We start from the raw sequence: 22505 nt of genomic DNA on the forward strand, positions 1-22505 counted from the left end.
TCAAGCTGGTTGCATACCGGTCGGTTATGGGTTGGCGATGTCATATCTACGCCCGCAGCGTTGCCAGGAAAGGGTCTGCTGGCGCATTTCCAATTCTGCAAATGAGCGGATAGCAATGGCATGGTTATTTTCGTATAGGCTGTAGCGACGCGACGTGAGAGAGCAAGGGCATTATGAGTTTAAACCTTCCATCAGAGAGACAGAGTTCCAAAGCTGACGAGGCCCGGTCCGCTTTACCCATTGTCGTTGATTTGGATGGAACGCTTCTTTTATCGGATACGCTTTATGAGGCCGCGGCACTCTCATTGTTCCGAAAGCCTTTCGCACTGCTGTCGGCGCTGCCAACCCTTTCACGTGGCCGCCATGTCCTTAAAGCCTCCATTGCTAAACACTTGGATCTCACTTCGCTTGTTTTGCCCTTCAGGGAAGATCTAGTGAATTGGCTGCGCCAGAAAGCAGGTGAGGGGCACGCTCTGCATTTGTGTTCTGCCGCAGACCAGTCGATCGTTGATGTTGTTGCAGCGAAGGTTGGAATATTTGATTCCGCAGTTGGATCCAGTCAGAGCAACCTGAAAGGCCCTGCTAAAGCGAGCTATCTGGCCTCGCGTTTTCCAGAAGGGTTCATCTATGTCGGCGATAGCAATGCGGATTTGTCGGTTTGGGATGCAGCGGATGCGATAGTTTTGGCTGGTGCGAGTAGCGGCGTTGCTGCAAAGGCCAGGAAGCTGAACAAACCCGTGATTGCCGAGTTTTCTACCGCGCCTCTCGGTGTAAAAGAGTTTTTGAAGGCGATTCGTGTCCATCACTGGACAAAAAACGTTTTGATTTTTGTTCCGCTAATTCTCGCTCACCAATGGTCAAACGTATCTTTGATTGTCGAAACGCTTCTCGCGTTCATTTGTCTGCTGGCGGTAACCTCTGGTACGTATCTCTTGAACGATATTGCCGATCTGCATGCAGATCGACAGCATTGGTCGAAACGCAGCCGAGCTATGGCCAGCGGCCGCTTGTCGATCAGATCGGGCTTCGTGCTTGCAGTAGCACTTATTTTCGCGGGCTTTCTTGCGGCAGGTCTGCTTTCGTTGCAATTCGCTTCAGTGCTTTTGGGTTACTTTGTTGTCACAGGCGCCTATTCACTTGGGCTTAAGCGTATTCCTCTGCTCGATACGCTGATAATCGGCCTCCTCTTTACATCACGTGTGGTGATGGGCGCTGTTCTGTTAGAGCATTCGCGTCCGGCTTGGCTTCTGACATTTGCTGTTTTCTTTTTCTTTTCCCTCGCCGTTGCGAAACGCCATACCGAGATTGTTCGTGCGTCCACCAGCGGCGCCGCGAGCCTTAAGAGCAGAGGTTATGAGGTAGGGGATGCGCCGCTCACACTTTCGCTCGGCGTGAGTGCGGCGATGGCGTCGCTTGTCGTTCTGGTTATTTTTATCCTGATGGAAATGCTGGCGGGCAATGACTATGCGCGTCCAGAATTTCTATCCGCCATTCCTGTCCTGTTGTCGATATGGCTAGGCCGTATTTGGATATTGGCTCACAGGGGGAGGATGAACGACGATCCCGTCAGTTTCGCCATCAGGGACAATGTAAGTATCGGTCTCGGCGCGGCCATTGCGATCGTTTTTCTGGTGGCGTTATGAGCCGTTTTGCGTCCGCGTTTGGAGTTAGTTCGTGGGGCGGCGTGCTCAGGGCCCGGCATATGCTGTCGCGGCCGACCTGGCGAGACGAATTGCCGTCATTGATGAATGAGGCTCTTAAGCTGGATATTCCCTTGTTAGCGTGTGGTCTGCGCCGTTCCTATGGCGATAGCGGACTAAACCCGAACGGAGGGTTGATCGACATGACTTCCCTTGACAGGGTGGTTCACTTCGATCCTGAAACAAGGCTCCTGCGTGCAGAGGCAGGTTTGTCCATCGACACCATCCTCAGGATCATTGTTCATCAAGGGTATTTTATACCTGTCACCCCCGGCACCCGTTTTGTAACGATAGCCGGCGCTATCGCAAACGACGTGCATGGTAAAAACCATCACAGAACCGGCACTATAGGCCGTTGGGTAAGGCGCATTGGCCTATTGCGATCCGATGGAGAAGAAATCGAGTTGGCGGCGGACGACACGACCGGGCTGTTCGCCGCGACCGTCGGCGGATTGGGGCTGACAGGGCTGATAACATGGGTTGAGTTGGAGGTGATACCCATCCAGAGCGCTATCATCGACGTCGAAAACATTCCATTTGGTAATACAAAAGAGTTTTTTCACCTTGCCGAGGCGAGCGAGGCAGATTTCGAATATAGCGTCTCCTGGATTGACTGCCTTTCTGGCGGAGACAGGCTGGGGCGGGGTATATTTACGCGTGGAAATCACGCAAAACTTGGTTCCCGTCTGCTGGACAGCGGCAATACAGCGTTCACCATGCCCGTTAGCTTGCCGGCTGTGGCGATGAACAGCTATTCTATTCGTGCCTTCAATGCCGCTTACTTCTACCGGGGCAGCAAGAAAAGCGGGAAAAGCAGGGCTGGTATTTATCCTTTCTTTTATCCGCTGGACTCGATCGGCCGCTGGAACCGCATGTATGGGCGGAGGGGCATGTATCAATACCAATCCGTTGTCCCTCCATCTGTGCAGGAAGACGCGACGAATGAGATGTTGAAAACGATTGCCGCGAGTGGACAGGGCTCGTTTCTTGCTGTCCTTAAGACATTCGGTTCAATCCAGTCGCCCGGACTTCTTTCGTTCCCGCGCGAGGGGACAACTCTGGCGTTGGATTTTCCGAATCGGGGAGAGACGACTCTGAAGTTGATGGATCGGCTGGATGCTATTGTAATGGAAGCTAAAGGACGGCTTTATCCCGCCAAGGACGGAAGAATGCCGGCCAGGGTATTCCAGGCAGGCTATCCGGACTGGCGTCTCTTCTCAAAACATATCGATCCGGTATTTCGTTCGGGTTTTTGGACGCGCGTGAGTCAGGATTAAAGGAAAGAAATTGCGAATTATTCTCTTGGGAGCCACTTCCTCGATCGCTATGGCGACAGCGCGTATTTATGCCGCCGAAGGCGCATCCATTGTGCTTGTCGGTCGCGATAGGGGCCGTTTGGAACAAACGTCGGCCGACTTGAGGAGCCGAGGTGCAGGGCGGGTTGAGATTGCTACCTGTGATCTCGCAACACCGCATGACGCTGCTGGTCAACTCCGGGCATTCGCCGACCAGATCGGCGGAGTCGATCACATCATTCTGGCTTACGGCATTCTGGGTGATCAATATGAGGCTGAGCGCGACGCAGAAATTGCGGAAGAGATATTGAGGGTAAATTTCAATTCCGCTGCCGCCTGGTGCCTGGCGTCTGCAGATTTGCTCGAGCGACAGGCGAGAGGCACGTTGGTAGTTATAGGATCGGTTGCGGGAGATCGCGGGCGGCGTGCCAACTATGTTTATGGTGCAGCAAAGTCTGGACTGGCCGTGCTTGTGCAAGGGATTGCGCACCGTTTCGCCAACAAAGGGCCGCGTGCTGTCTTGGTGAAACCTGGTCCGACGATAACGCCAATGACAGAGGGCATGAACAGGAACGGCCTTCTTTGGGCGCGGCCGGAGAAGATTGCGGCGGTGGTTCATGCCAGCGCGCTTCGCGGCGGGCCAATCGCCTATGCGCCGGGATTCTGGCGCTACATCATGCTGATTATCCGCAATATCCCCAGCCGCATCTTCAATCGGATGGAGATCTAATGAGAAAGATTCTTATAACGGGCGCTGCGGGTCTGGTCGGCCAAAATATAATTGCGCGCCTCAAGGGTGTCGAAGGGCTTGAGATCGTCGGCATTGACAAACATCCCAGCAACACAGCTTTGCTGCGGCAGTTGAACCCTGAGATTGAAGTCATAGAAGCCGATCTGGCCGAGCCTGGGGAATGGCAAGATGCGTTCCGGGGTGTCGACGCCGTGCTGCTCAATCAAGCACAGATCGGTGGTCTGGACGAACGCGAATTCATAGAGAACAACGTCACCGCGACGGAAAACATCGTAGCGGCGATGCGTAAGCACAAAACGCCTTATTTCGTGCATATCTCATCTTCGGTTGTGAACTCAAAAGCCGATGATTTCTACACGCGATCAAAGACGGCGCAGGAACAGTTCATCGACACAGTGACGGATATTCCGCATGTGATTTTGCGGCCTACACTGATGTTCGGCTGGTTTGACCGCAAGCATCTGGGCTGGCTTCGCCGGTTCATGGATCGCGTGCCGGTCTTCCCGATTCCTGGTGACGGCAAGTTCATCAGGCAGCCTTTGTATGTCGGGGATTTTGCGGCGATCATCATCTCTTCCATGGAGAAAATGCCCACAGGTACCTACGATATTTCTGGGCTGGAGCAGGTATATTATGGCGATCTGATTAATCTGATCCATACCACGGTGAAGCCGAAGGCCCGGATTATCCATATCCCTTACACGGTGTTCTGGTGGCTTCTTTTCGTATACGGAAAGTTGAGTTCCAAGCCACCTTTCACAACGAGCCAACTTGAGGCGCTCGTGATACCCGAAACATTTCCAGTCATTGATTGGCCGGCGGTCTTTGGGGTGGAGGCCACCCCATTGCGTAACGCAATCACCGAGACCTATCTGCACCCGACATACAGCAAGATTGTGTTGGATTTTTAGGAGACATTACCAATGAGCCGCATTGTGGTGATCGGGGCGGGGGCCATGGGGCTTGCCGCAGCACATCGCGCCGTAAATTTGGGGCACGAGGTCGATTTGATCGAAAGCGACGCGGTAGCCGGTGGAATGGCCGCCCATTTTGATTTTGGCGGATTGTCGATCGAACGTTTTTATCATTTTGTCTGTAAATCCGACGAGCCAACCTTTGCGCTGATGCGGGAACTCGGCATCGCCGACCGGATGAAGTGGCGTGGAACGTCAATGGGTTACTTCATGAAGGGGAAAATTCATCCCTGGGGTGATCCGATCTCCCTGTTACGGTTCCCGCATCTGAGCTTGATCGCAAAATTCCGGACGGGGCTTCAAATGTTCCTGACGACGAAAGCGCGCGATTTCTCCAAGATTGAACATAAGACTGCGCGCCAGTGGCTTGAACAGGGTTCGGGCAAAGAAGTGTATGGCACACTTTGGAAGCGTCTGATGGAATTGAAGTTCTACGAGCTTGCCGACGATATTTCCGCCTCCTGGATCGCAACGCGCGTGCGTCGTATAGGCAACTCCCGGCGCTCGATATTTCAGGAGGAACTTGGCTATATTGACGGTGGAAGCCAGGTCTTGGTCGATGCGCTTGTCGACGCCTATACGGAAAAAGGCGGACGCCTGCATCTCGGCGCTGCCGCCGAGCGGATAGAATGCGCGGATGGCAAGGTGGCAGGAGTACGGACGAAGGAGCGGTTCTTTCCCGCCGATGCTGTCATTTCCACCCTGCCGACGCCGTTGGTCTCCCGCTTGGTGCCAGATCTCCCCGAGGCGTCGAAAAAGAAATACGATGATATTCGCAATATCGGCGTGGTTTGCCTTCTCTTCAAATTGAAGAAATCCATCAGCCGCCATTTCTGGATCAATATCGTTGATGACACCATCGAGATACCCGGGCTGATTGAGTTCTCCAATCTTCGCCCCGTGAGCGACACTGTCGTTTATGTGCCGTATTACATGCCGACGACGAATCGCAAATGGAGTTGGACCGACCAGCAGTTCATCGATGAGGCTCTGGGATACATCAAAAAAGTAAATCCCGATGTAAGCGACCACGATGTTATCGAAGCGAAAGTTGGCCGGCTCGCCTATGCGCAACCAGTTTGCGAGCCAAATTTCTACGATAAATTGCCGCCTGTTCAGACGCCCATTTCCGGGCTCCAGATTGCCGACACTTCCTATTATTATCCGGAGGATCGGGGCATTGCGGAAAGCGTGAGGCTTGGCAGAGCGATGGCTGAAGCCGTGCCGAAATGAGATCGATTTCCGGAATGATCTCATCACCTTTTGTTCGCTTCGTGTTGTCAGGTGGTATAGCTGCCGGCGTTAATGTTCTTTCGCGGGCAGCGCTATCCACAATCGCCAGCTATTCTGCTGCAATCGTGATGGCCTACCTCATCGGTATGACGACGGCCTATGGCCTCATGAAACTATTCGTTTTCGAGGAGTCAGGTCGCCGACCTGAGGCGGAATATCTGCGCTTTGGTTTGGTGAACATGGTTGCGTTGGCCCAGGTCTGGCTCGTGAGCGTCGGATTGGCCAGATGGCTGTTCCCACTCGTTGGGTTCGGTTTTCATCCAGAGGCGGTGGCGCATGTGATTGGTGTTTTGAGCCCGGTTGCAACAAGCTACGCTTTGCATAAGCACTTCACTTTTGCCTCTAGCAAAAAATAAGAGTAACGCGAAAATTTCGACGACTCACTTGTGGCTTGGCGGCGTGGACGGATTGCCTCTGATCGCAGACAGAAGAAATTTCAATGGCACGTCAAAAATGGTGTAATTTATGGTGCCCCTCAACGCGTGCATCGTGGGAGTTTGCATCGCATGGTCGTTGCACTTGAGCTTCTTGCATCGAGTTCGGCTAGATGCCATACAGCGCTCAGGTGGCGTAGCATGCAGTGAGGGCCGCGCGGTACTCCGAGAATTTTCTGAGGGGACGAAATGGAAGACAAAAAACAACTACAAAATCTAGGCCCCCATTATCAGTTCGATCAAGAGATGGGTATCTTCAAGCGTGAGGATTATGCCGGGATTGCTTACTCCGACGGTGACGAGGCTGAGCGCCAATTAGAGAAGATAATCGCCGCAACGACCGATCTGACAGTCTTGTCGAATTGCCTTAGGGAGCAATGTGTCGATTGGACGACGACTTATCATCTCTCTCCGTTGCGGGCAAATATTCTGCGACCGTTCACTGAATCACTTTCTGGCTCCGACGTTCTGGAGATTGGAGCAGGATGTGGGGCTATTACTCGGTTCCTAGGAGAGTGCGGCGCCTTCGTGGTTGCGCTTGAAGGCTCCATACGTCGCGCCAAGATCACACGGTTGCGAACGAATGACCTTGAGAATGTGTCGGTCTTGGCCGAACGCTTCTCAGATTTTCAAACCGATAAACGCTTCGACATAATCACATTAATTGGGGTCCTCGAATACGCTTGTCTTTACTCGCCGGCTCAAGATCCTGTTGCAGAGATGCTTGGCGCGGTGCGTCGGCTCCTGAAGCCGGGCGGTCAATTGGTCATCGCAATCGAGAACCAGCTGGGGCTAAAATATTTCGCTGGTTCAAAAGAAGACCATCTAGGTCAACGAATGTTAGGAATTGAAGACAGATATGAAAGTGGCGGCGTCCGAACATTTGGTCGCGCGGACTTGGAACGACGAGTTCTGGCCAGCGGGTTCGCTGAGACAGAACTCTTTCTGCCATTCCCGGATTACAAGTTTCCTGTATCTATAATCTCATCGCGCGGTTTTGAGTTTGAACGATTTGATGCCGCCGCCTTGGCAGCCCAAAGCGTAAAACGTGACCCGCAGTTGCCTCACACCCCTCTTTTCGCTCCTGAGCTCGTTTGGCGGCAACTCGCCAAAAATGGAATCGCATCTGACCTGTCAAATTCCTTTCTGTTGTTGGCTAAGACAAATATTGATAGCCCACGGCAACAAGAAGCTCTGGCATTCCATTATTCTACGGCTAGGAAAGGTATATATTGCAAAGAATCTATATTTTTGCCGAAGCAGAATGGCGATATTGTGGTCAGGTCGAAGCGGCTGCAGCTCAAAGATGAGGTGGGGAGTGAATGGTTGTCGTTCCACCCGCAGGAAGAAGCAGAATATATTGTGGGTCGCACGCTATCCAGTGAATTTCTGGACATCGTAAACAAGGATGGTTGGGAGGTCCGCGACGTAGTAGAGTTCTTTAAATTGTATGCTTCAATAATTATTGAATTGAACAGCAACAAAACAGACGTGCATAGTGATTCAACAAATTTTGATTTTTGCGTATCTGGAACACTTTTGGACGCAGTTCCCCAAAACCTTATGAGAAAAGAGGATGGTGGCTGGTACTTCTTTGACCAGGAATGGACGGCCTCTGAAGCCGTTCCATTTACATATTTAATATTTAGGTCCATCGTAACGTTGTGTAGTCATTTAACAGTCTTAGGTCGCCCAAGTGATCCTGAAATAAGGACTTGGGGAGATTTCATAACAAAGTTATTCGGCGAACTTCAACTACCTTCTTTTAATGACTTCAAGAGCGCGCTGATTTCCCGAGAAGTAGACTTGTACGAAGTCGTGTCTGGAAAATTTTCGGGTAAGAATTTTGTCGATTTTTTGGAGGGAAATTTGCCGGTCCGCGTGGATTTGTATGGTAGAGTTGAGTATTTGACGGCTCATCTTCACGAGATTAACGGTGAAGTGTCTATACTGCGTTCGGAGGTGAGTAGGCTCAATCGAGTTGTTCTAGATGCGCAACGTCTTGCAACTAAGGTGAGTAAATTCCCGTTTTCGATGTACTTTGGCGTAAAGAAGAAATATCGGGAGATTATTCGACAAATCTCTGGAGCTTAGCTAGCTGAATTTTCTCAGGAGCGAAATAAATACCGTCGCGCGATTAGTGTGGAGATTTATGTTTTTCAGTTCTTCGCGTACTTATCAACGTGATTTCGTGAGCTGAAATTTCATCAGATTATATAAGTTCAGCGGCGGAACTTCCAGCAATAACGATCTATAACTTCAGTCGTGGTTGAGCCGGTCTCAGTGTGTCAGCGCAGCCTCGACTTGACGCGTATAATGGTTTATCCCGCCACAAGCGCTGTCACGAATTTGCCGAGGAGTACATGGTTTACGAAACGAGTTTCACCGGCGAAAGCGAGTTGTCAAGAACCGACGCGAAATTGCCGTTCGAAGTGGTGCACAGGTATTACCTAGCGAAGAATCTTGTTGGTGGTAAAGATGTTTTAGACCTCAGAAGCGGCTTGGGTTTTGGCACGTCGATTCTTGCCCAAGCCGCCCAGTCAGCTATTGGTGTCGAGTTTTCCCATGAGTTAGTCAATTTAGCGCGAGAACGTTGCGGGTTCGCAAATACCAGTTTTGAGGTGGGATCATATTCGATGATACCCTTGCCTTCGGCTTCGGTCGATGTTGTCGTCGGCTTCGATGTGCTTGAGCAGGCTGACAATCCTAGCCTATTTTTAGCTGAAGTTAAGCGCGTTTTGCGGCCTAGCGGCATATTGATCACTTCAATGTCGGACGGCGAGGAGAGCTCCGGTGAGGGATTACCAGAGGAGTTTCTCGACGGTGACGGGACCAGCAAAGAAAAGCTGGCTAAGAAGTTGGGGGAGCATTTTGGCTATGTCTCTATTCACGGCCAAAAAGTTGGCTTCGGGTCAATAATTGCTTCTGCAAGTAACTCTACACAATTTTTTTATATAGATGCAGAAACTGGCTCGCTGACAATCGGGGTTGAGGCGCCCACACACATCGTCGGTATCGCATCTGATATCCCGTTGGGCGGATTTGAAACGATTAGTTTTTTTGCCCAAGACATTGAGGTATCCGAACCAGTCCTCAAACGGATCGAAGCCGAACACGCGCAATGGGCCGAAATACTGATGAAGGACATTGATCAGATTTCGGGCAAAGTCGACGGGCTTCAGCGCAACAACTGGATGAGTCGGGCTTCTTTGACAAAGTTTCTGAAGCGTTTGATTTATACTCGTTTATTGTACGCCTTGTCGGAAGTCAGTGTCTTCAGTACTCGAAGGCGAAAACGGTTTCTGAAATCGGCTGAAAAGCGCGATCCGATGTTGCTGTCGCGTAAGGTCGATCAGTTTTGCCTCGACTATTATCAGAGGATTGCTTCAAACAGGATTATCGCGGCGAGCCGCTCCAGTATCAGCGCCCAAACAGGCGTGAGGGTGACTGCGATCGTGCCGAACTTCAATCACGCGCGGTATCTTCCTCAGCGTCTGGACAGCATCCTGGCGCAGACCTATCCGCTTATCGATATTCTGGTTCTGGATGATTGCTCCAGTGACGACAGTCGCTCGGTAATCGACGCATATGTCAAGCGTTTCCCTGAGCGTATCAGAGCTGTCTATAATACTGAAAACTCGGGAAATGTGTTCCGTCAATGGCAGAAGGGTCACTCGCTGGCAAAGGGTGATTTGGTCTGGATTTGCGAAAGCGACGATTTTTGCGAGCCGACTTTCGTTGAAAGAATGATCAATGCATTTCGTGACCCAAGCGTGATGATGGCGTTCGGGCGAATCCAATTTGCGAATAGTCAGGGAGAGTATTTTGCCGGGCTGGATCATTACCGCGAGGATAGTGAGCCAGGGATCTGGGAAGCGCGCCTGACTCGCCCGGCCGCAGAGTGGTTTCGCGGTGGCTTTGGCGTCAAAAATGTGATTGCCAACGTCGGAGGAAGCCTCTGGCGGCGTTTTGAGATTTCCGATCAGGTATGGGAAGAGGCCAGAAGTTACAAAATCATGGGCGACTGGTACCTCTATTCGGCTATCGCAGCGGGGGGGCAGATCGCATACGAGCCGAGTTCTGTCAGCTATTTCCGTATTCACGATAGCAATACATCCGGTAGCAGCGCCCAATCGAAGCCAGAATATTATAAAGAATATGCGCGACTGATGACATCGTTGAAGAAACGATGGGATATTCCAGATGGCACCCTCAAACGCTTTATCGAGGTCTGTCGCAGCGTCTCGAAAAGTGCCGGAGTCCAGGCTGAAGAATTTCAAAAGCTGGTGAATTACCAAAGCCTTAGTGCGGTCCCGCGTGAACATATTCATGTTCTGGTCGGCATTTTGGGCTTTTCGTTCGGCGGTGGAGAAATATTCCCGATTCACCTCGCGAATGCACTTCGCCGCAAGGGGATCATGGTTTCCATTCTTCAGATGCACGACGCGGACGATCATAAAGACGTGCGGCGTATGCTCGACCCTGGTATCCCTGTCTATACGGCCAATGCGGTTCGCGACATGGGGATAGATCGTTTCATCACGAATGCAGGAATCTCGGTGGTTCATTCGCATGTTGCCAATGTCGAAGGGTTCTTGCTCGACGGACAAGGCATCTCAGCGCCCTTTATTTCGACACTGCATGGATCCTATGAGGCGATGGATGTTTCGACGAGCAGGATCGACCGCTGGAGCAAGAGAATTGATAAATTCGCCTATACTGCCGATCGGAACCTGGGGCCGTTCGATAATCTTCAGATCGGTAAAGAAAAATTCGTAAAAGTAAAAAATGCGATGCCTGTTGATGAAGTAGCGTTCCCCAAAACACGTGCTCAGCTGGGTGTGGCAGAGGATGCTGTCGTATTTTCGCTTGTTGCACGAGGGGCTGAAGGCAAAGGCTGGGTAGAGGCCGTCAGGGCATATCGTTTATTGCGGGAGCGGCGACCTGATGTCCCTATGGCGATGCTTATGGTGGGGGAAGGGCCAGCCACGGACGATGCCAAGCTCTTGGCGGCGACGGACGAGACCATTCACTTCCTTGGTTTTGTTAAGGAGATCTATGGTCTCTACCGTATTAGCGACGTGGCTCTGATACCGACACGCTTTCCAGGTGAATCTTATCCCCTGTGTTTGATACAGGCGCTTCAAGTTGGGGTCCCTTGCGTGTCCACGGATGTCGGTGAGATCAAGGCAATGTCACAGATTAATGGCCAACAAGCTGGAATTATCATCGCCAACGACAGCGACAACGACCGATTTGTGAATGAATTGAGTGACGCCATGGAAAAAATCTTGGAGAAAGATGTCCGTGACGGCTTTAGAGAAAAAGCGCAAATCCTTGGAGCGACATATGATATCGATGTGCTCGTTGGTGAGTATCTCGATCATTATCGTTCTGTGCTCGCAAGGAAGTGACGTTGGCGGCAGTAAGGTGATAGGCTTTTTATGAAGATATTGGTTCTCGGCGGCGGTGGGTTCATCGGCTACCATCTTGTCGAAGATTTGGTGGGCGCGGGACACGAGGTGAAGGTGCTGGGAAGAAGCCGTCTTCCTGGTCGTCCGCTGCCGGCAGGTGTGCAGTATGTTTCGGGAGAGTTGGCTGATAGCCAGCTGATGCGCGAGCTTCTGGTGGATGTCGACGCCGTGGCGCATCTTGTCAGCGGGACGGTGCCGTCCACGGGCGATAAGGACCCCGGCAAGGATGTTGAGCTTAATCTTCTCGGAACCCTGAGCCTCCTCGAGGATATGGCAGCATGCAATGTAACCCGCATTCTCTACCTATCGTCGGGTGGGACTGTATACGGCAAGCCGCAGGAGGTCCCGATTCCGGAGGGACATATACTCGATCCGATATGTTCGTATGGCGTAGTGAAGGTTGCGATAGAGTCCTATCTTAAACTCTATGAGATCAAGGCCGGTATACGGCCTGTTGTGATCCGAGCCTCCAATCCTTACGGTCTCTATCAGGGCAACCTGGGCGTCCAAGGCATAATAGGCACATATCTCAACCTTGCCCTGAAGCACCAGCCCATCGAAATATGGGGAGATGGCTCCACGATTCGCGACTATATTCACGTCAAAGACCTTAGCAGCCTATGCGTCACCGCGCTTCTCAGTGACAGGGTCGGCGTCTACAACGGGGGTAGCGGAACTGGGACTTCCGTCCTCCACATCGCGGAAATCGTACAGGAGATTACGGGTAATCCCATTCCAATAGTCTATAAGCCTCATCGAAGCCTCGACGTTCCGGTATCCGTTCTCGACATAGAGCGGGCAAAGATGGATTTTGACTGGGAGCCAAAGATAGGTTTGAGAGAGGGGATTGCCGGCGTCTGGTCATGGTTGAAGGAACACGAATAGCGATTGCTATTACGCACTCGTTCGCTTCATGGTTGATGTTTGATAGATTCGACTGCGCCCTTGAAAAATCCGGCGGCCTTGGCCCGCCGGCGTGCTGAGAATAGAGCGCTGGGCGACATGATCAGCGCGAAGGCTTGAACGAAAGTCGAAAGTCTTGGAAGCGGCCGCCGGTGCTTGATACCGGTATAAATTCTCGATTGCGCCATATGAAACGCCTTGAGCCGAGCGATTTCGGGAGAACGGCCCGACGAGTGCCCCGCCGCATGGGAAACAAGGGCATCGCGTGCAAATACGAGTTGCCCTAATTTTGCAAGGCGCAACGATAGGTCATCATCTTCGTGATAAAGAAAGATAGCCGGATCAAAGCCATCGACCGCGTCAAATTTTTGTCTTGAAACAAAAAAAGCGGCCCCGCTCAAAACGGGAACGACGGTATCGACTGCGGGCCAGCCCTTTTTCATGTAGCGGCGGCGTGGCAATAACCAGGACCGCCGCTTGAAATATTCACTTCCGTCCGAGTTGGAAATTCGTGGATTAAATGCAACACCCGACGGGTGACGATCAATGGCCTCCAGCAAGGCTTCAATCGCGCCTGCGGTCAATCGGGCGTCAGGGTTTAAAAACAGGATCCAAGGTGTCTGCGCCACCGCCGCGCCCGCATTGCAGCCGCGGCCGAAGCCCTGATTGTCCTCCAACTGAACAATCCTGATGTTCCTACCGGCAGGGAGGTTCGCAAAGCTATTCGTTTTTCCGTTGTCGACGAGAACTATTGGTGTTTCCTCAGGCACCGTCGCGATCATCTCCGCTATGAGCGCATCACTCTTGTAGCAAACAGAGATCACCGTTACGTCCGAGAGTGACAAACTAGGCATTTTGACTCCAGAGACCAGGCGCACGATCCTGCCTCAACTTGGCAACCTTTGATGAGTTGCTGTAGCGGAAGGTGTTAATGCGGTTTTGTTCAACTCGAAGCGGAGGCATATGACAGCGCACTTACGAGGAAGCGAGTCTCCTTAGATATACGCCATAATCACCTTTGCCGGCATTTTCTGCGAGTGTTGAGAATTCGGATCTCGTGATGAAGCCTTTGCTCAGAGCAATCTCTTCCGGGCATGCAATCTTGAAGCCCTGCCGCTTTTCAAGCGTCCGCACAAACTCGCCCGCCTCGAGAAGACTGTCCGGTGTGCCGGTATCAAGCCAGGCGTAACCGCGTCCCATGATGGATACTTTCAGCTTGCCGCGCTCGAGATAGGTCCGATTGACGTCCGTAATCTCGTATTCGCCGCGTGGCGACGGTTTGAGATTGGCGGCGATGTCGACAACATCGGCATCGTAAAAATAAAGACCCGTGACCGCCCAGTTGGATTTGGGTTTTGCCGGCTTTTCCTCGATGGAGAGCGCGCGCATTTCGCTATCGAAATCGACGACACCATAACGTTCGGGATCGTTCACATGATAGGCGAAGACCGTAGCACCGTCGCTAACGCTCGTACCGGCCTGCAGAAGTTCCGGTAATCCGTGGCCGTAATAGATGTTATCACCCAGGATGAGGCAGGATGGTGAACCCGCCACGAAATCGGCGCCGATCATATAGGCCTGCGCCAGACCATCCGGGCTGGGCTGGACCGCATATTCAATGGAAAGACCCCATTTTGAACCATCACCCAGAAGGGACTGGAAAAGCGGCATGTCATGGGGGGTCGAGATAATCAGAATCTCGCGAATGCCGGCCAACATAAGCGTGGTCAGTGGATAATAGATCATCGGCTTGTCGTAGACCGGCAGGATCTGCTTCGAGACCGCCAATGTCATCGGATGCAGGCGCGTGCCGCTGCCCCCGGCCAGAATGATACCCTTCATGGCGTTTCCTTTTTGCTCTGCGCAAGAGCGGTGACCACCGCGCGCGTTGATGTTTGCCAGCTCGGCAGTTTTATACCGTAGACCTCTTCAAGCTTGCTGCAATCAAGCCGGGAGTTTGCCGGACGCCGGGCCGGGGTAGGGTATTGTGCAGTCGTGATGTCGTTGACGATCATCGACTTTCCACCGTGTTCTTCCGCGAATGCGAATATTTGTTTCGCGAAATTCGCCCAGTTCGTTTCACCTGATCCAGACAGATGAAACACCCCACGAAGAGGGGCCGAGGCATCTTCCACGAGCTTTCTTGCGATTGTTACCACCGCGGCAGCGATATCGTTGGCCGAAGTAGGGCATCCGAACTGGTCCGCAACCACATTGATCTCGTCGCGGTTCTCGCTCAGCCTCAGCATGGTCTTCACGAAGTTGTTGCCATATTCCGAATAGACCCATGCGGTCCGCAGAACCACGTAATTGTCGGTGGCCTCCGAAACGGCTCGTTCGCCTTCGAGCTTCGAGCGGCCGTAGACGGAAGTAGGGCCTGTCGGATCGCTTTCGACATAAGCGGTGTCCTTGGCGCCGTCGAAAACATAATCCGTAGAAAGATGAATAAGGGGAATGCCGAGGTCACTTGCCGCTTGCGCGACAGCCCTTGCTCCATCCCGGTTAACGGCAAAAGCGATGTCAGGCTCGCTTTCTGCCTTGTCGACGGCAGTATAGGCCGCAGCCGATACCACGGCATCGGGTTTTACCTCGCGTAGCGCCTTCAGAACAGTTTCAGGCTGCGCAAGGTCGAGTTCTGGCCGACCGAGAGCCACGATCTCCAGCTCGGCGCTCGCCAGTGCTAGAAGGGCGCTGACGACCTGACCATTTTTGCCTGTAACTGCCAGCCGCATTGACTCAGCCCTTCGTCAGAACGCCGAGGCGTTCTCCGGCGTAAACCCCCTCGCGAAGCGGCTGCCACCACCACGCATTTTCGAGATACCATTCCACCGTCTTGCGGATGCCGGTAGCAAAGTTTTCCTGGGCTTTCCAGCCGAGTTCGGTTTCGAGCTTCGTCGCGTCAATGGCGTAGCGCGCATCGTGTCCGGGACGATCCGTGACGTATTTGATGAGCTCGGCATAGGGTTTGGATTGTGGGCGCAGTTCGTCGAGAATGGAGCAGATGCAGTTCACCACATCGATATTCTTCTGCTCGTTTCTGCCGCCGACGTTGTACTTCTCGCCGGCAAGACCTTTCTGGACGATAAGCCACAGGGCGCGGGCATGATCCTCCACATAAAGCCAGTCGCGGATGTTCGCGCCGTTTCCATAGACCGGCAGCGGTTTGCCTTCCAGCGCGTTGAGAATGATCAGCGGAATGAGCTTTTCCGGAAAGTGGAAGGGGCCGTAATTGTTGGAGCAGTTGGAAATGACGACCGGAAGGCCGTAGGTGCGCTGCCAGGCCGTGGCCAGATGATCGCTTGCGGCTTTCGAAGCGGAGTAAGGCGATGAGGGATCGTAAGGGGTTGTTTCTTCGAACAAACCGTCATCGCCGAGAGAGCCGTAAACCTCGTCGGTTGACACGTGGAGCATGCGGAAATTCGCCTTGGCGTCTTCCGCAAGGCCGCTCCAGTATTGCCGTGCGGCCTCAAGCATCGTGAATGTGCCGTTGATATTGGTTTGAATAAAATCAGCAGCGCCGGTTATGGAGCGGTCGACATGGCTCTCGGCGGCCAGATGCATCACGTAATCCGGCTGGAATGTCGCGAATGCCTCATTCATCGCCACCCGGTCGCATATGTCGGCCTGGAGAAAGCGGTGGTTAGGCGCATTTTCAATGGGCTTGAGGGAAGCCAGGTTCCCTGCATATGTCAGCTTGTCTACGGTGAGAACATCCGCGCCAACCTCGCTCACGAGATAACGTACGAGGGCTGAGCCGATAAATCCGGCGCCGCCGGTAACTAGAACGCGCATCATCAGTTTCCAGTTTTTTGGTAGGTGAAATATTCAGGCAATTCGGACAGAAGAGGCTGCTTTGTATCCTTGTCGGAAAGGATGCAGCCTTCCTGCTTCGGCCAGTTGATGCCTATGGCAGGATCATCCCATTTAACGCCGCGGTCATTGGCTGCGCTGTAAGGGGCCGTCACCTTGTATGCGATGACCGTGTCGTCCGCGAGCGTCATGAAGCCATGGGCAAACCCTGCCGGAACCCACAACTGTTCGCCATTTTCGGGCGAAAGCTCTACAGCGGCCCATTGCCCGAAGGTGGGCGATCCTGTTCTGATGTCGACAGCGACATCCAGCAGCCGCCCACGAATGCAGCGAACGAGCTTGCCCTGTGCAAACGGCTCTGTCTGGAAATGAAGCCCACGTACAGTACCCGCTTGTGCAGACAGGGATTCATTGTCCTGAACGAACTCCACGTCCGATACATTTTCGCGAAACCAGTCCTTCTTGAAAACCTCGCTGAAGTAACCCCGGCTGTCCCCGAAACGAGCTGGAGTTATCTTTTTCAAGCCTGGTATCGAGAATGCTTCTACTTGCACTATGCGGATCCTGTCTGGTCTGCCTACTCTGAGGTGATATGACTTTATCGGCAGGGACAGTCAATAACGCTTTATTGACCGCCCACACAAGAGAGATCGAATTTCGGCCGAACAGCAGGCGAAAGGCGTGTGCCAATGCCAGTTTTCATACTTTGATGATCGATGGCGGGGAGACGCCCTGAAGCTGAGCCTGCCGATATTGTCCGGCGGGCCGAAACGAGGGAGAGATCGAGTATTGATCAGGCCTTCGGTTTCGTTCGGTCGCGCGGTTTGAAAGTTGTGATTACCGGCATCCTTATTTCCACATCGCCCGCATCCGCGCGCCCACATCAATGCGGATCTGCTGCGCGCTGCGCTCGGAAGCGGCAGCCGACACCAGTGGCCAGGTTGCCGTCTCGAAAAATTGCAGCAAGGTCGCCGGGATGAAGCGGGTTCTTGCAGCGTAAACATGCCTGTCTCCCTGCTGGCTCTGGCCGCCGGTGAAGAAGCGTTGCGGCGTGATCAGCGCGAGGCTGTCCTTGGCGCGCGTCATGGCGACATAAAGCAGCCGGCGTTCTTCCTCCAGTTCCTGCGTGGTGCCGACCCCGAGATCGGAGGGGATGCAGCCGTCAACCACATTCAGGATGAAGACGGAGCGCCACTCCTGGCCTTTGGCCGAATGGATGGTCGAGAGGCTGAGATAGTCTTCGTCAAGCAGCGGCACCCCGGCCTGATCGCTGGTGGCGTCCGGCGGATCGAGCGTCAGTTCAGTCAGAAAACGTTCGCGTGACGGGTAGCCGCCGGCGATCTGTTCGAGTTGCAGCAGATCGGCCTTGCGGGTGTCTGCATCTTCGTGGATGCGCTCCAGATGCGGTTCGTACCATAGCCGCGCCTGCCCGATCTGGCCCGGCCAGTCATTCGGGGCCTGTCGCAGGCCCACCAGCATTTGCGTGAAGGCCACCCAGTCATCGCCGGTCTTCGGCGGCGGCGGAATTTCGGCAAGGGCAAGCAGCGGCTCGGGGTCTGTCGCAATCGTATCGAGAATATTGCCGGCCTTCTTCGGCCCGATGCCGGGCAGCATCTGCAGCAGCCGGAAACCGGCGACACGGTCGCGCGGGTTCTGCGCAAAGCGCAGGACGGCCAGCATGTCCTTCACATGGGCGCTGTCGAGAAATTTAAGTCCGCCGAATTTGACGAAGGGGATGTTGCGACGGGTCAGTTCCACTTCAAGCGGCCCGCTATGGCTGGAGGTGCGGAACAGCACGGCCTGCTGTTTCAGCGTCATGCCGGTTTCGCGGTTGGCGAGAATCTGGTCGATGATGAAATTCGCCTGTTCGGTTTCGTCCTTCACTGTCACGAGTTTCGGACGCTCCGGCGACTGCCGCTCGGTCCAGAGGTTCTTGGTGAACCGCTCGCGCGCCAGATCGATGACGCCGTTGGCGGCCGCAAGGATCGGCTGCGTCGAGCGATAGTTGCGGTCAAGCGTGATGATGTCGGCCGCCGGGCTGAAGGAAGCCGGAAAATCGAGGATGTTTCGCACCGTCGCCGCCCGGAAGGAATAGATCGACTGCGCATCGTCACCCACCACGGTCAACCCGCGGCCGCCGGGTTTGAGCGCCATCAGCACCGAGGCCTGCAGGCGGTTGGTATCCTGATATTCGTCGACCATCACATGGTCGAAGCGGTTGCCGATATCATCAGCCAGAATGGGATCGCTCACCATCTGCGCCCAGTAAAGCAGGAGATCGTCGTAATCGAGCACGTTCTGGACCTGCTTTGCCTCCACATAGGCTGCAAACAGCTCCTTGAGTTCGCTCTCCCAGTTGGCGACCCAGGGATAATGCTGGCGCAATATCTCCTTGAGCGGGGTCTGGGAATTCACCACACGCGAATAGATCGCGAGACACGTACCCTTTGTCGGAAAACGGCTTTCCGTTTTGGAAAAACCCAGTTCGTGCCGAGAAAGGTTCATCAGGTCGGCGCTATCTTCGCGGTCGTGGATGGTGAAATCGATGTTGAGCCCGATCTGTTCGGCATAGATGCGCAACAGGCGCGCGCCAATGCCGTGAAACGTGCCGGACCAGGCGAGCGCATCGGTCATGATTGCAGAATTCGCCCCGATAACGTGTTTGCAGATACGCTCGACCCGCCGCGACATTTCCGTGGCGGCACGTCTCGAAAACGTCATCAACAGGATGCGGCGGGGATCGGCGCCGTTCACGATCAGATGGGCGACCCGGTGGGCGAGCGTGTTTGTCTTGCCCGAACCCGCGCCAGCGATGATCAGCAAAGGCCCGGCCGTATGCCCGTCAGCGAGCCCAACGCCATGCTCGACCGCCCTGCGTTGCTGTTCGTTGAGTTTTTCCAGATAGGCAACCGCCATGCCAGCAATCCTTTAGATAACCTGCCTGTCCCCACGGATGAGAACCCTGTTCAGAGATGGCAGTCGTCGCGAAGCTCCGGCCAATGTCTGCTCGTTGTTGCAATGATTAGCAAAGACTCAAACAGCAATCCAGAACAAATGCTGAACGCGCCGTTGCGTGGTGTGAGGGGGCTGTCAGATACAGATTATCGCTTGACTCGGCGTCCCAAAATAGTGCTAATGCGCATTAGCAGCTAATACGTATTAGCAAATATCGAATGTCGGGGAGGGCATCGGTTGACTACTCACAGACGTCTCACCCAAAACGATATCGCCAAGCTCGCCGGCGTCAGTCAGGCAACGGTGTCGCTTGTTTTGAACGGTGCGCCGGCAGCGATCGCCCGCATCCCGGAGGAGACCCGGGAAAGGGTGCAGGCCGTCATTCGCCAGACAGGTTATGTCGCCGATCCGATTGCGCGGCGCATGGCCAAGGGGCTGAACCGCATCCTTGGCGTGTTCACCTATGAGCCGGCATTCCCAAGCGCGCAGGCTGACTTCTTCACGCCCTTCCTGCTCGGTATCGAAGAAGAGGCGCAGCAGCAGGCTTACGATCTTCTGCTGCTGACGAGCGCCGGTGTCGGCGATAACCGCAAGATATTTTCGGAAGGCAACAGGCTTCGGATTGCGGACGGCTGTCTGGTTCTGGGGCGCGAATTCGATCGCAAGGAACTCGCCCGGCTGGTTTCGGAAGACTATCCCTTCGTCGCGATCGGCCGGCGTGAAGATGCCGGTGGACCGGTTCCCTATGTCGGCGGCGACTACGCCGCGGGCACGCGTCAGCTCGTCGAAGACGCCATCGCGCTGGGGCACACCAAGCTTGCCTATATCGGCCCGCATGGTCCGGCAGAATCGATTGCGGATCGCTGGCGGGGTTTCAACGCGGCGCTGGGAGGCGTGACTGCGCTCGCCCTGCATATCAAGGCTGTCAACCGCCCGGCTGAGAAAATCCTCGATGCGATCCTTGAGAGCGGCGCCACAGTGGCCTTCTTCATAGAATTGGCCGATGCCGTGCGTGTCGAGGCGCTGGCGCGGGCGAGGGGGCTCGTGGTGCCGGACGCTTTTTCAATGATCGTACTCGGCAGCCATATCAGGGCCGCCCGCAGCCCGGTGCGCTTCACCTCCTATGAAATTCCCCGCGAGGAAATGGGGCGGCAGGCGACCGCCATGCTGGTCAACCGCATTGAGACCGGCAGCGCCGGAGGGCAGATCCTTCTCAAATGTGAACCGGTCAAGGGAGAGACGCTGGGGCCGGCCCCGACCGGCCCGGCAAACAAGTCCTCAGTCAACAAAACGGATGTGACGACGTGAAAGATATGCAAGCAGATATTCTCGTGGTCGGTGGCGGCCTTGGCGGCGTGGCGGCGGCACTGGCGGCTGCAAAGGCCGGAAAACGCGTGATCATGACCGAGGAATATGACTGGATCGGCGGCCAATTGACTAGTCAGGCCGTCCCTTCGGACGAGCATACTTGGGTCGAACAGTTCGGCATCACCCGGTCTTACCGGGCGCTGCGCAACGGTGTGCGGCAATTTTATCGCGACCACTATCCACTGACGGAAGGTGCGCGGGCGTGGAGCGATCTTAATCCGGGCGGAGGATGGGTTAGCCGCATCTGCGCCGAGCCGCGTGTCAGCCTGGCGGTCATGGAAAGCATGCTGATGCCCTATATCGGCGCAGGTCGCCTGATGGTCCTCAAACCCTGGCGTCCCGTCGCGGCTGACGTGGACGGCGACAGGGTTCGCTCGGTGACTGTTCGCCATCGTGACAGTGGTGCTGAAATCTCCATTTCCGCCGACTACATTCTCGACGCCACCGAACTTGGCGATCTGCTTCCGATGACCGGCACAGAATATGCCAAGGGTTTTGAGGCGCAGTCAGATACAGGCGAACCCAGCGCGCCGGCGGAAGCCCAACCCGACAATGTGCAGGCCGTCTCGATCTGCTTTGCCATTGACCATGTCGATGGCGACCAGACAATCGACAAGCCCGAGAATTACGATTACTGGCGCTCTTACCAGCCGCATTTCTGGGGCGGACCGCTCCTTGGTTTCACCGCGCCAAACCCACGCACGCTGGAGCACACCACCCGCTCCTTCACGCCCAATCCCGATGACGATCCGCTGCTGGTCGACGCCGACCAGCGCAAAGGCGGCGGCGATGAGAACCTGTGGATTTTCCGGCGCATTGCGGCGCGGAAAAACTTTACGTCCGGCTTTTACCAGTCGGATATCTGCCTCGTGAACTGGCCGATGATCGATTACATGGACGGCACGATCATCGACGTGACCGAGGAAGAAAAAGCGCGACATCTGAAGGCGGCGGCAGACCTTTCCTATTCGGTGTTCTACTGGCTGCAGACGGAAGCGCCGCGTTTCGATGGCGGGCAGGGGTTCCGCGGGCTGCGGCTGCGCGGCGATATCACCGGCACCGAACATGGGCTCGCCATGGCGCCCTATATTCGCGAGAGCCGCCGCATCAAGCCGGTAACGCGCATTGTCGAGCAGGACCTGTCCTACACGGTTCGCGGTGAAAGAGGCGCTGTCCGCTATCGCGACAGCATCGGCATCGGCATGTATCGCATCGATCTGCATCCATCCACCGGCGGCGACAACTATATCGACGTGCCGTCCTGCCCGTTTGAAATTCCGCTCGGCGCGATGATCCCTGAGCGGGTGAAAAACCTCATCCCGGCCGGCAAGAACATCGGCACGACGCATATCACCAACGGTTGCTACCGCCTGCATCCGGTCGAATGGAACATTGGCGAAGTGGCGGGAATGCTCGCGGCGCATTGCCTGGAGAATGGCCTCACGCCGCATCAGGTGCAGGAAGACGATAAGCACCTGCACGCTTTCCAGGCGCAACTGACCCGCGAGGGCATCGAGATTCGCTGGCCGGATATCGCAGCATACTAGG

17 protein-coding genes are annotated in these 22505 nt (G+C 54.5%); 11 read left to right on the forward strand and 6 right to left on the reverse strand.

The genetic code is table 11. From position 1 onward, the window contains the following. Positions 1–173 precede the first annotated feature (173 nt). The 9 genes from ACQZ48_RS17315 to ACQZ48_RS17355 all read left to right on the forward strand — a co-directional run bounded on the left by ACQZ48_RS17315 (position 174) and on the right by ACQZ48_RS17355 (position 12806). A complete protein-coding gene (locus ACQZ48_RS17315) occupies positions 174–1643 on the forward strand; it encodes a UbiA family prenyltransferase (RefSeq protein ID WP_448729065.1) in 1470 nt (489 codons plus the stop codon). Next, a complete protein-coding gene (locus ACQZ48_RS17320) occupies positions 1640–2977 on the forward strand; it encodes an FAD-binding oxidoreductase (protein ID WP_448729066.1) in 1338 nt (445 codons plus the stop codon). The genes ACQZ48_RS17315 and ACQZ48_RS17320 overlap by 4 nt, the downstream gene beginning before the upstream one ends. Positions 2978–2987: 10 nt before the next feature. After that, the gene (locus tag ACQZ48_RS17325) at positions 2988–3725 is read left to right on the forward strand and encodes an SDR family NAD(P)-dependent oxidoreductase (RefSeq protein ID WP_271359005.1); all 738 of its coding nucleotides are present in this window, start codon (positions 2988–2990) and stop codon (positions 3723–3725) included. Next, entirely contained in the window at positions 3725–4657 is a 933-nt protein-coding gene (locus ACQZ48_RS17330) for an NAD-dependent epimerase/dehydratase family protein (RefSeq protein ID WP_080793725.1), read from the forward strand. The genes ACQZ48_RS17325 and ACQZ48_RS17330 overlap by 1 nt, the downstream gene beginning before the upstream one ends. A gap of 12 nt (positions 4658–4669) precedes the next feature. Then, positions 4670–5953 carry an NAD(P)/FAD-dependent oxidoreductase gene (locus tag ACQZ48_RS17335; protein WP_448729067.1) on the forward strand — a complete coding sequence of 428 codons (1284 nt, stop codon included), beginning with the start codon at positions 4670–4672 and terminating at the stop codon, positions 5951–5953. After that, positions 5950–6369, forward strand: coding sequence for a GtrA family protein (locus ACQZ48_RS17340; protein ID WP_448729068.1), 420 nt, complete (start codon positions 5950–5952; stop codon positions 6367–6369). The genes ACQZ48_RS17335 and ACQZ48_RS17340 overlap by 4 nt, the downstream gene beginning before the upstream one ends. Positions 6370–6636: 267 nt before the next feature. Continuing rightward, positions 6637–8541, forward strand: a complete 1905-nt coding sequence (locus ACQZ48_RS17345; protein ID WP_448729069.1) for a class I SAM-dependent methyltransferase — start codon at positions 6637–6639, stop codon at positions 8539–8541. A gap of 269 nt (positions 8542–8810) precedes the next feature. Beyond that, on the forward strand, positions 8811–11861 hold the full coding sequence (locus tag ACQZ48_RS17350) for a glycosyltransferase (protein ID WP_448729070.1): 3051 nt from the start codon (positions 8811–8813) through the stop codon (positions 11859–11861). A gap of 30 nt (positions 11862–11891) precedes the next feature. Beyond that, the gene (locus ACQZ48_RS17355) at positions 11892–12806 is read left to right on the forward strand and encodes an NAD-dependent epimerase/dehydratase family protein (protein ID WP_271359001.1); all 915 of its coding nucleotides are present in this window, start codon (positions 11892–11894) and stop codon (positions 12804–12806) included. Between the two features lie 26 nt (positions 12807–12832). Here the strand turns inward: ACQZ48_RS17355 and ACQZ48_RS17360 are convergent, their stop codons facing one another. The 6 genes from ACQZ48_RS17360 to ACQZ48_RS17385 form a co-directional block, all read right to left on the reverse strand. Further along, positions 12833–13678 carry a glycosyltransferase family 2 protein gene (locus tag ACQZ48_RS17360; protein ID WP_448729071.1) on the reverse strand — a complete coding sequence of 282 codons (846 nt, stop codon included), beginning with the start codon at positions 13676–13678 and terminating at the stop codon, positions 12833–12835. Between the two features lie 121 nt (positions 13679–13799). Next, positions 13800–14666 carry a glucose-1-phosphate thymidylyltransferase RfbA gene (gene rfbA / locus ACQZ48_RS17365; protein WP_443387767.1) on the reverse strand — a complete coding sequence of 289 codons (867 nt, stop codon included), beginning with the start codon at positions 14664–14666 and terminating at the stop codon, positions 13800–13802. Beyond that, positions 14663–15556, reverse strand: coding sequence for a dTDP-4-dehydrorhamnose reductase (gene rfbD / locus ACQZ48_RS17370; protein WP_448729072.1), 894 nt, complete (start codon positions 15554–15556; stop codon positions 14663–14665). The genes rfbA and rfbD overlap by 4 nt, the downstream gene beginning before the upstream one ends. Positions 15557–15560: 4 nt before the next feature. Next, positions 15561–16616, reverse strand: coding sequence for a dTDP-glucose 4,6-dehydratase (rfbB, locus tag ACQZ48_RS17375; protein ID WP_448729073.1), 1056 nt, complete (start codon positions 16614–16616; stop codon positions 15561–15563). A 2-nt stretch (positions 16617–16618) separates the two neighbouring features. Further along, positions 16619–17188 (reverse strand): dTDP-4-dehydrorhamnose 3,5-epimerase, encoded by a 570-nt coding sequence (gene rfbC / locus ACQZ48_RS17380; RefSeq protein WP_271358997.1) that lies wholly within the window; start codon positions 17186–17188, stop codon positions 16619–16621. Between the two features lie 295 nt (positions 17189–17483). Continuing rightward, the gene (locus ACQZ48_RS17385) at positions 17484–19550 is read right to left on the reverse strand and encodes an ATP-dependent helicase (RefSeq protein ID WP_448729074.1); all 2067 of its coding nucleotides are present in this window, start codon (positions 19548–19550) and stop codon (positions 17484–17486) included. A gap of 276 nt (positions 19551–19826) precedes the next feature. On the opposite strand from ACQZ48_RS17385, the gene ACQZ48_RS17390 reads away from it, so the two are divergent. Both ACQZ48_RS17390 and ACQZ48_RS17395 read left to right on the forward strand, forming a co-directional pair. Continuing rightward, positions 19827–20897 carry a LacI family DNA-binding transcriptional regulator gene (locus tag ACQZ48_RS17390; RefSeq protein ID WP_448729075.1) on the forward strand — a complete coding sequence of 357 codons (1071 nt, stop codon included), beginning with the start codon at positions 19827–19829 and terminating at the stop codon, positions 20895–20897. 5 nt (positions 20898–20902) lie between these two features. Beyond that, entirely contained in the window at positions 20903–22504 is a 1602-nt protein-coding gene (locus ACQZ48_RS17395) for an FAD-dependent oxidoreductase (RefSeq protein WP_448729141.1), read from the forward strand. Position 22505: the final 1 nt, after the last annotated feature.

This window comes from Agrobacterium sp. 22-209-1 (genome assembly GCF_053522485.1).